The following is a 14,771-nucleotide window of genomic DNA, read 5'->3' as shown; positions in this document are numbered from 1 at the left end:
GCCATCGCCGGATCATTGGTCCACTGTGTAGATGGTCCACTGCATGACAGGCAGATTCTTGGCACCGGACAGTTCGGCAACCACCCGGCGGTTCTTGCGGTGGGCCTCTTCGGTCATGGACGTATCCAATGGCCGGTTAAAGCCATAGCCCACCGTTTTGACCCTGTCCTTGGCGATGGAAAATTGCTGTTCCAGCACCTTGGCCACGGCGTCGACCCGCCGCTGCGACAAGGCAACGTTGTAGTCGGCCGAGCCCACTTTCGAGCAATGGCCTTCGAGGGTCAGTTTGGCCTCGGGGTATTTCTTCATGAAGTCGGCCACTTTGCCAATTTCGCTGTAATAGCGTGGGTCTATGTAGTCGGAGTCGTTGGCGAACAGCACTTTGAGATCGAAGCGCTGGATGTTGTCGGCACGGTCGCCGCAACCGTAGTTGTCTATTTCGGCGCCCGTCAAGGTGTCGGCGCACTTGTCACGGGCATTGATGACACCGTCACTGTCGGGATCGTTGAGATCGTTGACCTGTGCGGTGTGTTGGTCGTAATCCACCGTATCGTGCACGGCGCAGCCAGCCAGGCTAATGACAGAGGCCAGCATGAGGATCAGGGTTTTCATAACGCCTCCTTATTCTTCACCTTTCCAGATGGCCGGGCGGGTTACCCGCAACGAATCGAGCAATTTACCTTCGGCATTGAGCACCCGGTAACGGGCATAAATCTCATCGTATTGGGCGTTGAGATAATCCCGGCGGGCCTCAAACAGCTCGTTTTCGGTATCCAGAAGGTCAAGCAAGGTGCGCTTGCCCAGATTGAATTGCTTGCCGTAAGCCACCTGGGTTTCCTTGCTGGCCTCGACATGACGACGGATATAGGTTTTTTGTAATCCCAGGCTTTGCAGCGCATTCCAGGAAAGGCGCATACCTTCGGACACTTCTCGCCATGCGCGCTGCTGGATCTCCTTGGCTTCGCCAATCTTGTAGATGGTTTCGCGCACCCGCGCTGAATCGCTGCCGCCGGCAAAGAGGTTGTAGCGCATCCGAACCATAGCGGTCAGATCGTTATAGTGACCCTCGAAACCATCCAGATCGTTGTTGGCGGTCTGCTCAACCTCGATATAGAAGTTCGGATAGTAAGCTGACTTGGCACCACGTTTTTCGGCTTCGGCCGCCGCCACATCAAAGCCGCTGGATTTCAAAATGGGGTGGTTTTCCTTGGCCAGTTCCAACCCTTTGGCCAAAGTGCCTGGCAGCATGTCGGCGTCGGGCACCGGCACCACCAGGTTTTGTGGTTCGACATTGACCTCGCGGATATAGCTGGCCACAGCGTCTTCGTAGTTGTTCTCGGCTGCCATCACATTGGCCTGGGCCCGGGCCAAACGGCCGGTGATTTGGGATAAGTCAGAGCTGGAGCCAACCCCAGATTCGGTGCGCTGGCGAATGCTTTCAAAGATCTTCTGGTGAGCATCGAGGTTGCGTTTGGCTAGTTCCAGAACGGATTTTTGCCGGATCACATCGAGGTACACCTTGGAGACTTTCAGCGCGGTGTTTTCAGCACTGGAAAAAAGGGAATACTGCTCCGCCCTCGCCTCGTTAGTCAGGCGATCCACTTCAGAAGATACCCGAAAGCCGTCGAACAATAACTGGCGCAGGGAGATGGAGGCTTCACCCCGGTCAAGCTCCTGGCGATGCCGCCCGGTTACCGCCCGGCTGGAGGGGCTGTCGGTGTCTTCATAGCCGTATCCAAGGCCAATATCCACTTGCGGATAATATCCGCCCCGAGCCTGATTGACCTGCTCCTCATAAGCTTTGAAACGTGAAAAAACCACCCGCAGATCCGGGTGTGATTCCAGTGTATCGGCCACCGTTTGTTCCAGTGACGCCGCCATTCCCTGTGCCGATAAACTGCTGACAAGGACGGCAAGCGAAAACAACCTTAGCTTGTCTTTCATACAAACCCCCTCTTCCCTTTAATTATCTTTCACGTAGCGCAGTGCTTTGCGCCCTTTTGATTGGTTTAAGCAAGTAATCGAGTATGGTGTGTTCCCCGGTGATGACATCCACTTCGGTGAGCATCCCCGGAATGATGGGTAACTCCTTGTTGTTTCTGACCAGATAGGGTTTGTCGGTGCGAACCCTGATCAAGTAATAGGCGTTGCCATCGTCATCTACCAGTGAATCGGCACTGATGTGGTCAAGGATGCCTTTGAGGCCGCCGTAAATAGTGAAGTCGTAGGCACTGAGCCGTACCACCGCATCCTGGCCCGGCCTTAAAAAGGCAATATCGCGCGGGCTGACTTTGGCCTCGACCAGCAGTTGTCCTTCCATCGGTACGATTTCCACTACCGGCGTGGCCGCTTGCACCACGGCGCCAACGGTATTGACGTGCAGTGTCTTGATGGTGCCTCTAACCGGCGACACCAGTTGAGTGCGAGCTACCCGGTCCTCAAGGCCAGCAGTGGTTTCCTGTTGGGAATTGAGCTGCAACTCAGTGCGGCGCAGCTCTTCTTGCACCTGGGTGCGATAGGCCAGCACGGCGTCGCGGCGCTTGAGAATGGCTTCGTCCCTCGCGGCAACAATTTTGGGTTTATTCGCCCTTGCCATGGCGACATCGCCGCGCATGTCGTTAACCTGGCGGCGTAATTTGAGGATCTCAACTTCCGACACCACTCCCTGAGAGGCCAGGGGCTCGGTCAGTTGCAGCTCTTTGAGCGCCAGCTCCAAGCTCTGCTGCTGGTGCGTGACTTTGGCATCCAGTTCCGAGAGTTCTTGCTGGCGCTGGGTGATCTGCTCGGCCAGCATCGCCACCTGGTTGGTGAGGTTGTTCAGTCGGTCCTTGTATTCGGAGGTTTGCCTGGCCACCAGGTCGCCATAGTTGCGGGTGAGCTCCTCAGGGAAGGTCAAGGGTTGAGCGGCAATGCTTATTTGCTGTTGCCAATCGGCATCCTGATGAATTTGCACGCTGGCCAGTTCGGCATCCAACCTTACCGCCGCGCTCTTAAGCCCCACCAGTTCGCGGGCATTCTGGCGGTAGTCGGATTGGAAGCGGACGTCGTTGATCCGCAGCAGCGGCTGGCCTGCATTCACCACCTGCCCCTCTTGCACGTAAATAGCTTCTACAACGCCACCATCAACACTTTGCACCACTTGCAACTGCTGGGATGGGATGATTTTGCCTTGCCCTCTGGTTACCTCATCAAGCTTGGAAAAGGTGGCCCAGAGCAGAAAGCACATCATCAGCAGCGCCAGTATCCACAGCAGTACCCGGTGATAGCGCAGTTGGGTCTTCATCAATTGGCTGTGATAGTCCAGTGACCAGCTATTCATGGCGGCCCCCTTGTTCCTTCAGCCAGGCAAGGACCTTTTCTTTGGGACCATCCACCACCAGATGGCCGTGGTCCAGCACCACCAGGCGGTCAACCAGCTGCAGCATGCTTTGTTTGTGGGTGACCAGTAGCAAGGTGCAGTCTCTGCCGATGGCGGCCAGCTTTTCCATCACCTGATGTTCGGTGGCAGGGTCAAGACTGGCGGTAGGCTCATCAAGAATAAGCACCTTGGGTTTGAGCACCAGCGCCCGAGCCAGCGCCACCAGATGGCGCTGACCAAGGGAGAGCTGGGCACCACCTTCTCCTACTTTGCGGGAAAGGCCGCTTTCGTCGATATCGGTAAAGGCACTTAGCCCGGCCTGCTCGGCCGCGTCGAGGATTTGCCCTTCAGGTACTGGACCCAACCCAAAAACGATGTTGTCACGGATGGTGCCGGCCACCAGCCGGGCATCTTGGGCGAGATAACCGATACCTCGGCGCAGATCCATGGGGTGGCGTTGGCGGATATCCACACCATCGACCAGCAGGTGCCCTTTATCGGGCTTATAAAGCCCCAGCAGCAACCTGGCCAGGGTGGTTTTGCCACAACCGGTGCGACCAATAATGCCGATGCGTTCGCCGGGGCGAACGGTGAGGCTGAGGTTATCGATAGCCGGCAGGTTACTTTGCGGGTAGCAAAAGGACACGGAGTCGAAATGAAAGGCGCCGCGCCCCACCGGCCTTCTTAAGGTCTCGGACGCTTCGGCAAACTCGTCAGGTTCTTCCAGAGAATCAGACAACGCCTTCATGCCCACTTTTGCCTGCTGATACCGGCCAATCAGGTTGGCTATCTGGGCGAAGGGGCCAATGGTGCGGCTCGACAGCATCACCACCGCGACGATGGCCCCCAGGCTACTGTTACCGCCTGACAGGTTCCAAACCCCCAGTACCACCACACCGACCATGGTCAGCTGCACCATCAGGTTGGAGATGGTGGCCAGCCTTTGTTGCAGGTCGCGCATCCGGTTTTGCACCTGTGACTGGGCGGCAACCAGCTGCTCCCAGCCGTGCTGGCAGCGGTGCTCTGCCCCGCAGGCCTTGATGTATTCCGGCATGGCCAGCATCTCGGCCAGCTGTGTCTGGCGAAGACCGGCTATCTGGGCATTGAGCGCCACCGTTTTATGCAGGCTCCTGGCCAGCACCAAGGCCCCCAGGATGAGGGACAGTGCCGCCACCAATGGCACTACCACCAGTTCGCCGCCGATAAAGCCGATCACCAAGAGAAACAGCAGGGCAAAAGGCAGGTCGGCAACCAGGGCGATGGTCGATGAGGAAATAAACTCCCTCAGATAATCAAAGTCTTGAAAGCGCCGCATGGCCTGGCCAAGGCTGCTGGCCTTGTTGGCAAGGGGCATGCCGAGGCTTCGTTCCATCAACACTTGCGACAGTTGCTGCTCGGCCTGGCGCCCGGCCAAGTCCAGCAGCTTTGAGCGAATAAGCCGCAATGAGCAGTCAAAGGCAAAGGCCAGCAAGGCCCCTGCTGCCAACACCCACAGCGAATCAAAGGCGAGGTTGGGCACCACTTTGTCGTAGACGTTCATGATGAACAGCGGCACCACGAGGGCAAAGAAGTTAATAAGGCATGAGGCCAGCAACGCATCCCGATACAAGCCACGGCGCTGCCAGAGGGTCCGCCAGAACAGCTTTTTATCAGCCTGAGGTTTGTGCTGGTCCTGCTGCGGCTCATCAAGGGCATGCAGAGTAAAGCAGTAGCCCATGTAGTTGGCTTTGAGTTCTTGTATCGGAGCGGTGGTGGACTGACGCTGGGGGAAACGCATCCAAGTGGCGGTGTCCCCCTTAAGTTCAGTAATGACAACGCATTCTTTGTCGTTCAGCAGCAACAATACCGGCGTCGACACCTGCGCCAAATCGTCAATGCCCAGGCTCAGCAGTTGGCTGTCAAAACCGCCCCGGGCAGCGGCCCGAGGAAAGCTGTCGGTGGTTAGGCAACCTTGCTCAAGTGGCAACCCGGCCAACAAGGCCTGGCCCGATAAGGCCCGGCCTTCTTTAGCCAACAACCATTGCAACGCATCCAACAAGGCATCGACGTGCTGCGCTTGCGAGACCTTCCACTGTGGAGCATGAACACCCATACCCAGCTCCGTTACATGTAAACGTGCAATTGATCGTCGGTATCACCGGGAGTTGTCTCGGGTACCAATACGGCCGAACTGGAAGAGGAAGTGGTATCAACAATCAGTGAGCCACTGCCCAGCAGGGACTGAATGATCTCGCTGTTGCTGTTACCCAGCGCAGTCAGGTCCACCCCGTCGAGCACGATGGTTTGGTCCACATCAGCACCGACGCCGTCGGCATTGATGCTGATATGGGTACTGCCATCAACCAGCGTGAAACTCAGGTAATTGTCGAGCTGACCGCTCTCTTCACCCTGCAATAGCTGTGACAGATCAAGAGCGTCTTCGCCGACACTGAAGTCCCCGATATGGTCAATGCCCTGCTCACCGGCGTGCCAGCTGAAACGGTCAGCACCGGTGCCGCCGAACATCAGGTCATTACCCTGGCCACCGGAGATTTGGTCATCCCCACCTTGGCCGAAGATAAGGTCGTTACCGGCGCCGCCTTGGATAACGTCATCCCCTCCCCGCTCGTCACCGGCAGCGTTCAGGGCTGAGGCGTTGTAGCGGATAAAGTCACGCAGCTGCTCGTCGGTTGGTGCGCTGCCGTTAACGCTTTGCAGGTAGTCCACCAAGGCTTGCAGGCCCTGCCCGTCATGGCTACCGGCTGCGTGGCCGTCCCAGGACAGGAAATCGGTATTGAGCACGTCACCGAAGATGATGTCGTTACCCTCACCGCCAATTAGGGTGTCGCTGCCCACGGCATTGGGGTTGGCCTGGTCAAAGCCGTCTTGCAAGGCGGCATCAAGATCTTCGGCCGTATTGATGATGGTAGGCTCCCCAACGGTTCCGGTTACCTCCCTGGCATTGTTGCCCCAGCCGAAGTGGATAGTGTCCTGGCCGGTGGTGTCGGTATTGTCGAAGAACCGCAGATAATCGCTGTTGACGCCGTCACCGATACCAATGGCGTTGAAGATAATGGGGTTTGCACCATTGCCATTGAGCATGGAAGAGACAGCATTGACGGAGTGATCCATCACTTCATAGTCGGTTCTGTCGCCAGGCCCCTGGTTATTGCCATAGGCGGTGGGGTTGCCGTCTGTCAGGAAGAACGACAGGTTGATGAAGTCTTCTGTGCTGCTTTGTCCGCCGGTGACGCTGTTGAACCAGGCGACGGCGTCGTTGAATGCCGCTTCATAGTTGGTAGAGCCATTGGCGTGAAGGTTGTCGATGGCATTGAGCAGCAGCTGCACATTGCTGCTGTTAAGACCCATAACGGTAGTGGCGGTGCCCAAAGTCGAAGAGAAGGGGATCAGGCGCACATTCACGGTGCCGGAATGGCCTTCCAACTCATGGGCCAGGTTGGCTAGGGCGTTTTTCGCCAAAGCCATACGGCTCATGTTACTGCCGGACTGGTCATTCATGCTGCCAGAGGTATCCACCAGCAGGGTGATGTTGTAGTTGGCCCCCGGCACGGTAATGATGGAAGTGCCACCGACATCCCCAACCAGAATGTCATTACCGTCGCCACCGGTTACCTGCCCAGAGCCTGAGCCGATGATAAAGGGCGTGGAGCTGCCGTTATTATCGGAGCTGTTGTCGCCAACAATAATGATGCTGTCTGGCGTAGCCCCAGCGTCGATGGTCACGTTGAATGGGCTGTGGGTGCTGTCGCCATCACCATCAACCACTTCAACGTCAAAATTCAAGGTTTGGCTATCTGGCAATATTTCGACCGATGTACTCATGCCCAGCAGCCGAACATCGCTGCCACTCTCATGGATGACATTGACACCGTAGAAGTCGCTGATCCCCACGTCAGCAGCATTGATGGTCACAATGCCGCTGTCCGATACGCTGACATGGCTGACTGTCGCCAGCACGTTGCCATTGGCATCCAGCAGTTCAAAGCTCAAGGTGGCGGAGCTACCGTTGACCTTAAAGGTCAAGCTCACCTCATCCACCGCCTTTTGCACTGTCGAATGGCTGGTAGCGTCGGCATCGCCGTCCCCGTTAAAGAAGTTGGCTGTCAGGCTCTCCCCTGGGTCAAGCCAGTTGCTTCCCACCCCCAAGCCAACAGTACTGGTGTTGATGTATCCGGACTCCGAAGTAAAGCGGATGTCGGTATCCAAGGTTGCGGTCGGAGAGCTTTTCAGCAGAATTTCTTCGGCCCACAACACGGCGCGGTGAGCACCTATGTTTTGGTTGAAGGTGACCTGCTCGGTACTACTGGGGTTGGGTGTAACCAGATTGAATTCGTACGTGCCATCAGCCTTCATCAGCAAGGTGAAGAAGGTTTGACCGTCGTATTGAACGGTCAACTGCTCGCCGACGTAGTCGCTGCCATTGTAGATATCTACCCGGCTGACATCGGCATTTTCCCCCAGGTCGCTAAGCAGGTTGACGTTGATCCCCTGGGCAGAATTGAGCAGGTGGAGCGGATCACTGCTAAAGCCATCGGTGCCGCTGTCCACTGTCCAAGTTCCGGTATAAAGGCCAGCCTGGTTATCCACGGAGAAACTGTCCATGTCCACGGTGGGGCCATCGTCCAGGAAGGTCACAGTGAAATTATCTTGGGCCGGATCGCCTTCGTTGTCGGTCACCACCATGGTCACGTTGACCACGATTGGGTCGTTCGGGTTGGTGTTGTCCGGGTGGCTCATGGCCTGCAACTGGGTCACGGTGTAGGTGCCGTCGTTGTTGACCACGATCTGCCAGTCGCCGTTGTTGGCGGTCAGGGTTTGGGTGGTGCTGTCCCAGGTGGCATTGGCGGCGCTCAGGCTCAGGGTGCCGGCACTGTCGTTGCCGTAGCTGGCGCTGAAGTTATAGGTGTTGCTGTCCAGCCCGCCGGTTTCATCCAGCTGGGCATCGTCCACGCTCAAGGTCGGGGTGGAATCGTCACCGAGGGTGATGGTCAGTGTGGCCTGGTCGGTATCACCGTCGCCGTCGGTCAGGGTGTAGGTGATGATCACCGTGCCTTCTTCACCGGCTGCCGGGGTGTAGGTGACGGTGCCGTCGCTGTTGAAGGCGACGCTGCCGCTGCCTTGGGTCAGCACCGCGCCGGTCAGGCTCGCACCGTCGGCGCCGAGGGTGTCGTTACTCAGGACGTTGTAGATAACCGCCGCATCTTCCGCGCCTTGGCTGGTCACGTCATTCACGGCCACCGGGCCATCGTCCAGGAAGGTGACGCTGAAGGTGTCTTGGGCCGGATCGCCTTCGTTGTCGGTCACCACCATGGTCACGTTGACCACGATAGGGTCATTCGGGTTGGTGTTGTCCGGGTGGCTCATGGCCTGCAACTGGGTCACGGTGTAGGTGCCGTCGTTGTTGACCACAATCTGCCAGTCGCCGTTGTTGGCGGTCAGGGTTTGGGTGGTGCTGTCCCAGGTGGCATTGGCGGCGCTCAGGCTCAGGGTGCCGGCACTGTCGTTGCCGTAGCTGGCACTGAAGTTATAGGTGTTACTGTCCAGCCCGCCGGTTTCATCCAACTGGGCATCGTCCACGCTCAAGGTCGGGGTGGAGTCATCACCGAGGGTGATGGTCAGTGTGGCCTGGTCGGTATCACCGTCGCCGTCGGTCAGGGTGTAGGTGATGATCACTGTCCCTTCTTCGCCAGCCGCCGGGGTGTAGGTGACGGTGCCGTCGCTGTTGAAGGCGACGCTGCCGCTGCCTTGGGTCAGCACCGCGCCGGTCAGGCTCGCACCGTCGGCGCCGAGGGTGTCGTTACTCAGGACGTTGTAGATAACTGCCGCATCTTCCGCGCCTTGGCTGGTCACGTCATTCACGGCCACCGGGCCATCATCCAAGAAAGTGACGCTGAAGGTGTCTTGGGCCGGATCGCCTTCGTTGTCGGTCACCACCATGGTCACGTTGACCACGATAGGGTCATTCGGGTTGGTGTTGTCCGGGTGGCTCATGGCCTGCAACTGGGTCACGGTGTAGGTGCCGTCGTTGTTGACCACGATCTGCCAGTCGCCGTTGTTGGCGGTCAGGGTTTGGGTGGTGCTGTCCCAGGTGGCATTGGCGGCGCTCAGGCTCAGGGTGCCGGCACTGTCGTTGCCGTAGCTGGCACTGAAGTTATAGGTGTTGCTGTCCAGCCCGCCGGTTTCATCCAGCTGGGCATCGTCCACGCTCAAGGTCGGGGTGGAGTCATCACCGAGGGTGATGGTCAGTGTGGCCTGGTCGGTATCACCGTCGCCGTCGGTCAGGGTGTAGGTGATGATCACTGTCCCTTCTTCGCCAGCCGCCGGGGTGTAGGTGACGGTGCCGTCGCTGTTGAAGGCGACGCTGCCGCTGCCTTGGGTCAGCACCGCGCCGGTCAGGCTCGCACCGTCGGCGCCGAGGGTGTCGTTACTCAGGACGTTGTAGATAACTGCCGCATCTTCCGCGCCTTGGCTGGTCACGTCATTCACGGCCACCGGGCCATCATCCAAGAAGGTGACGCTGAAGGTGTCTTGGGCCGGATCGCCTTCGTTGTCGGTCACCACCATGGTCACGTTGACCACGATAGGGTCATTCGGGTTGGTGTTGTCCGGGTGGCTCATGGCCTGCAACTGGGTCACGGTGTAGGTGCCGTCGTTGTTGACCACGATCTGCCAGTCGCCGTTGTTGGCGGTCAGGGTTTGGGTGGTGCTGTCCCAGGTGGCATTGGCGGCGCTCAGGCTCAGGGTGCCGGCACTGTCGTTGCCGTAGCTGGCGCTGAAGTTATAGGTGTTACTGTCCAGCCCGCCGGTTTCATCCAGCTGGGCATCGTCCACGCTCAAGGTCGGGGTGGAGTCGTCACCGAGGGTGATGGTCAGTGTGGCCTGGTCGGTATCACCGTCGCCGTCGGTCAGGGTGTAGGTGATGATCACTGTCCCTTCTTCGCCAGCCGCCGGGGTGTAGGTGACGGTGCCATTGCTGTTGAAGGCGACGCTGCCGCTGCCTTGGGTCAGCACCGCGCCGGTCAGGCTCGCACCGTCGGCGCCGAGGGTGTCGTTACTCAGGACGTTGTAAATAACTGCCGCATCTTCCGCGCCTTGGCTGGTCACGTCATTCACGGCCACCGGGCCATCATCCAAGAAAGTGACGCTGAAGGTGTCTTGGGCCGGATCGCCTTCGTTGTCGGTCACCACCATGGTCACGTTGACCACGATTGAGTCGTTCGGGTTGGTGTTGTCCGGGTGGCTCATGGCCTGCAACTGGGTCACGGTGTAGGTGCCGTCGTTGTTGACCACGATCTGCCAGTCGCCGTTGTTGGCGGTCAGGGTTTGGGTGGTGCTGTCCCAGGTGGCATTGGCGGCGCTCAGGCTCAGGGTGCCGGCACTGTCGTTGCCGTAGCTGGCACTGAAGTTATAGGTGTTGCTGTCCAGCCCGCCGGTTTCATCCAGCTGGGCATCGTCCACGCTCAAGGTCGGGGTGGAATCGTCACCGAGGGTGATGGTCAGTGTGGCCTGGTCGGTATCACCGTCGCCGTCGGTCAGGGTGTAGGTGATGATCACTGTCCCTTCTTCGCCAGCCGCCGGGGTGTAGGTGACGGTGCCGTCGCTGTTGAAGGCGACGCTGCCGCTGCCTTGGGTCAGCACCGCGCCGGTCAGGCTCGCACCATCGGCGCCGAGGGTGTCGTTACTCAGGACGTTGTAAATAACTGCCGCATCTTCCGCGCCTTGGCTGGTCACGTCATTCACGGCCACCGGGCCATCGTCCAAGAAGGTGACGCTGAAGGTGTCTTGGGCCGGATCACCTTCGTTGTCGGTCACCACCATGGTCACGTTGACCACGATAGGGTCATTCGGGTTGGTGTTGTCCGGGTGGCTCATGGCCTGCAACTGGGTCACGGTGTAGGTGCCGTCGTTGTTGACCACGATCTGCCAGTCGCCGTTGTTGGCGGTCAGGGTTTGGGTGGTGCTGTCCCAGGTGGCATTGGCGGCGCTCAGGCTCAGGGTACCGGCACTGTCGTTGCCGTAACTGGCGCTGAAGTTATAGGTGTTACTGTCCAGCCCGCCGGTTTCATCCAGCTGGGCATCTTCCACGCTCAAGGTCGGGGTGGAGTCGTCACCGAGGGTGATGGTCAGTGTGGCCTGGTCGGTATCACCGTCGCCGTCGGTCAGGGTGTAGGTGATGATCACTGTCCCTTCTTCGCCAGCCGCCGGGGTGTAGGTGACGGTGCCGTCGCTGTTGAAGGCGACGCTGCCGCTGCCTTGGGTCAGCACCGCGCCGGTCAGGCTCGCACCGTCGGCGCCGAGGGTGTCGTTACTCAGGACGTTGTAGATAACTGCCGCATCTTCCGCGCCTTGGCTGGTCACGTCATTCACGGCCACCGGGCCATCGTCCAAGAAGGTGACGCTGAAGGTGTCTTGGGCCGGATCGCCTTCGTTGTCGGTCACCACCATGGTCACGTTGACCACGATAGGGTCATTCGGGTTGGTGTTGTCCGGGTGGCTCATGGCCTGCAACTGGGTCACGGTGTAGGTGCCGTCGTTGTTGACCACGATCTGCCAGTCGCCGTTGTTGGCGGTCAGGGTTTGGGTGGTGCTGTCCCAGGTGGCATTGGCGGCGCTCAGGCTCAGGGTACCGGCACTGTCGTTGCCGTAGCTGGCACTGAAGTTATAGGTGTTGCTGTCCAGCCCGCCGGTTTCATCCAGCTGGGCATCGTCCACGCTCAAGGTCGGGGTGGAATCGTCACCGAGGGTGATGGTCAGTGTGGCCTGGTCGGTATCACCGTCGCCGTCGGTCAGGGTGTAGGTGATGATCACTGTCCCTTCTTCACCGGCCGCCGGGGTGTAGGTGACGGTGCCGTCGCTGTTGAAGGCGACGCTGCCGCTGCCTTGGGTCAGCACCGCGCCGGTCAGGCTCGCACCATCGGCGCCGAGGGTGTCGTTACTCAGGACGTTGTAGATAACTGCCGCATCTTCCGCGCCTTGGCTGGCAATATCATCTACCGCTTGCGGTACGTCGTCGTTGATCGCCATATCCAGGCTGCCATTGGCAGTGGAGCCGTCAACGTCGGTCACCACCACCGCGAAGCTGTCGGTGTAGCCATCGCCGGTGGCGCCGTTTTGGGTATCGTTATCCACCTGCCCGGTCAGGGTGTAGGTGTAGCTGATGGTGCCGCCGCTGGCGTCGCCACTGAAGCTGGTCAGGGTCAAGGTGCCATAGGCGGTGGTCAGCACGGCGTTGCTGCCCGCCAACGCTTGCAGCTCGGCCAGGGTGAAGCTCTGGCCACCGATACTGATGCTTTGCAGGCCATCCACGCTCTCGAAGCTAAAGCTACCGCTTTGGGCCAGCGCGCCGCTGTCCGGCGCTGAGCCCGTGGCCAGGTTGGCTTCGAACACCACTTGCTCGCCACCTTCGACATCCAGGTCGCTCAGTGTTACCCCGTCATTGGCACCGTTGATGGTGATGGTCAGGGTGGCACCGCTGGTGTCGCCGTCGCCATCCACCAGGCTGTAGTTGAAGGTATCAGTGAGGGTCTCCCCTTCACTCAGCCCTTGCACTGCCGCCAGGTTGTTGTTGAGGGTGTAGGTGTAGCTACCGTCGCTATTCAAGACCAAGGTGCCGTACAGGCCGGTGAAGGTGCCGACGGTGCTGACGCTGGCGCCATCCGCCCCTTGGGTGTCATTGCTGGTCAGTACGTTGCCGGTGGCACTCAGCGGGCCATCTTCGGTGACGCTGTTGACGTCGTTCACCGCGCTCGGCACGTCGTCCTTGATCGCCACATCCAGGCTGCCATTGGCAGTGGAGCCGTCGACGTCGGTCACCACCACTGCGAATTGGTCAAGCACATCGCCACCGCTGTGATCAGCGGCGCCGGTCAGCTGGTAGCTGTACTGCACGTTAGTGCCGTCAAAACCGGTGATGGTCAACACCCCATATTGGCCAACCACCTGAATAGTGCCGCCCAGGTACTGGCCATTGACCACCACGTTGATACCATTGATGGTGATGTTTGCCAGGCCATCAGGAGCATTGACGCCAAAACTGCCGTTCTGGGTGAGGCTGGCTGCGTCGGGGTTGGAACCATCACTAAGGTTGGCCTCACTCACCACCTGCTCGCCACCTTCTACATCCAGGCCAGTGAGAGTAACGCCATCGTCGGTGCCGTTGATGGTAATGGTCAGGGTGGCAATGGAAGTGGCACCGAACTCGTCGGTCAGAGTGTAGCTGAAGGTATCAGTCAGGGACTCGCCTTCGCTCAGGCCCTGCACCGCCGCCAAGGAGTTATCGAGGTTGTAGCTGTAGGTACCGTCGCTGTTCCACACCAGAGTGCCAAATTGCCCCTGGACCGAGCCGCTGGTATCGCCGCTGACCGATTGAATACTGAGCTGGGCGCCGTTATCGATATCGCTGTCCACCCCGGCACCGTCGTCGTCGGTGATCATGTTGCCTTGGGCACTCAAGGGGCCGTCTTCACTGACCCCATTGAGGTTGGCGGTGGCTACAGGGGCATCGTTGGTGCCTTGAATAACAACAGTCAGGGTCGAAGTAGAGGTGCCGCCGTTGCCGTCACTGATCTGGTAGGTAAAGGTTTCGGTCAGGGTTTCACCCTGAGCCAGAGATTGGACTTGCTCGTTATTGAGCTGGTAGGAAAAATTGCCGTCAGCGGTCCAGCTCAAGGTACCGAACTGGCCGCTGACAGTAGTGACAGCAGAGCCGTTGACCAGGGTAACGGCAAGAGTATCGCCATCGGCATCGCTGTCGTTTGCAAGCAAGGAGCCTGTTACGTTGGTTATCAGGTCTTCTTGTAACAAGGCTTGATCAGGCTGAGCGACGGGTGCTGTGTTGTCCGCTTCTAATATCAGCTGATCGGCTTCGGCCGGAACCGGCCCACCTTCCCCTGGATTTCCAGCAGTCGCGTAGCCCGCGTCTGCCAATAATTCGCTGCCAGTCCGTGACACGGTCACGAAACCGGAATCCCCACCGCCACCACCAGCCCCGGCGGCCGGTGCAGCGCCAGCAGCGGAGGCTTCAAACAATTGGGTGGGGTCTAACCCTTCGAGGATCGCCTGTTGCAGCTTGGCCTGCTCCGAGGCATTGCTGGCAGCACTGAACTCCTGCTGGCCGGGCATCTCCACATTAATGTCGGGTGAGGCAGCATATTCGGCTTGGCCGCCGTTATCCTGCTGCAGCTCAAAACTGGCACCGTCGGTGATGAAAAGTTCGGTGCCCTTGACGACCCGGTCGCCCTCGAACAGCTGCACCCTTGACCCGTCGGCCTGTTCAACCCATACCTGACCTTTCACATTGGTCAGCAGCCCATCAGCCTGAACAGTAAAGCGTTGCATAACCCACCTCGCACTATCGCGGATTCATATCCTTGAATTTGGACGGCGAGATGAATTGGTAAGTAATTGATTATGC

5 protein-coding genes are annotated in these 14,771 nt (G+C 58.9%); all 5 read right to left on the bottom strand.

Annotated elements, in window-relative coordinates; all coding sequences use genetic code 11:
* Positions 1-12: 12 nt before the first annotated feature.
* The 5 genes from AC22G1_RS02530 to AC22G1_RS02510 all read right to left on the bottom strand — a co-directional run bounded on the left by AC22G1_RS02530 (position 13) and on the right by AC22G1_RS02510 (position 14,695).
* Complete coding sequence (locus tag AC22G1_RS02530) at positions 13-612, bottom strand: OmpA family protein (protein WP_487315379.1); 600 nt, start codon at positions 610-612, stop codon at positions 13-15.
* A 9-nt stretch (positions 613-621) separates the two neighbouring features.
* The gene (locus tag AC22G1_RS02525; protein ID WP_487315378.1) at positions 622-1,881 is read right to left on the bottom strand and encodes a TolC family outer membrane protein; all 1,260 of its coding nucleotides are present in this window, start codon (positions 1,879-1,881) and stop codon (positions 622-624) included.
* An 85-nt stretch (positions 1,882-1,966) separates the two neighbouring features.
* Entirely contained in the window at positions 1,967-3,319 is a 1,353-nt protein-coding gene (locus AC22G1_RS02520; protein ID WP_487315377.1) for an HlyD family type I secretion periplasmic adaptor subunit, read from the bottom strand.
* Positions 3,312-5,450 (bottom strand): type I secretion system permease/ATPase, encoded by a 2,139-nt coding sequence (locus tag AC22G1_RS02515; RefSeq protein WP_487315376.1) that lies wholly within the window; start codon positions 5,448-5,450, stop codon positions 3,312-3,314. The genes AC22G1_RS02520 and AC22G1_RS02515 overlap by 8 nt, the downstream gene beginning before the upstream one ends.
* 11 nt (positions 5,451-5,461) lie before the next feature.
* The gene (locus tag AC22G1_RS02510; RefSeq protein ID WP_487315375.1) at positions 5,462-14,695 is read right to left on the bottom strand and encodes a retention module-containing protein; all 9,234 of its coding nucleotides are present in this window, start codon (positions 14,693-14,695) and stop codon (positions 5,462-5,464) included.
* Positions 14,696-14,771 lie beyond the last annotated feature (76 nt).

Source organism: Gallaecimonas zhanjiangensis, assembly GCF_057624825.1.
The sequence above is the reverse complement of the archived record's forward strand: the minus strand, read 5'-3'. Positions and strand labels throughout refer to the sequence as shown.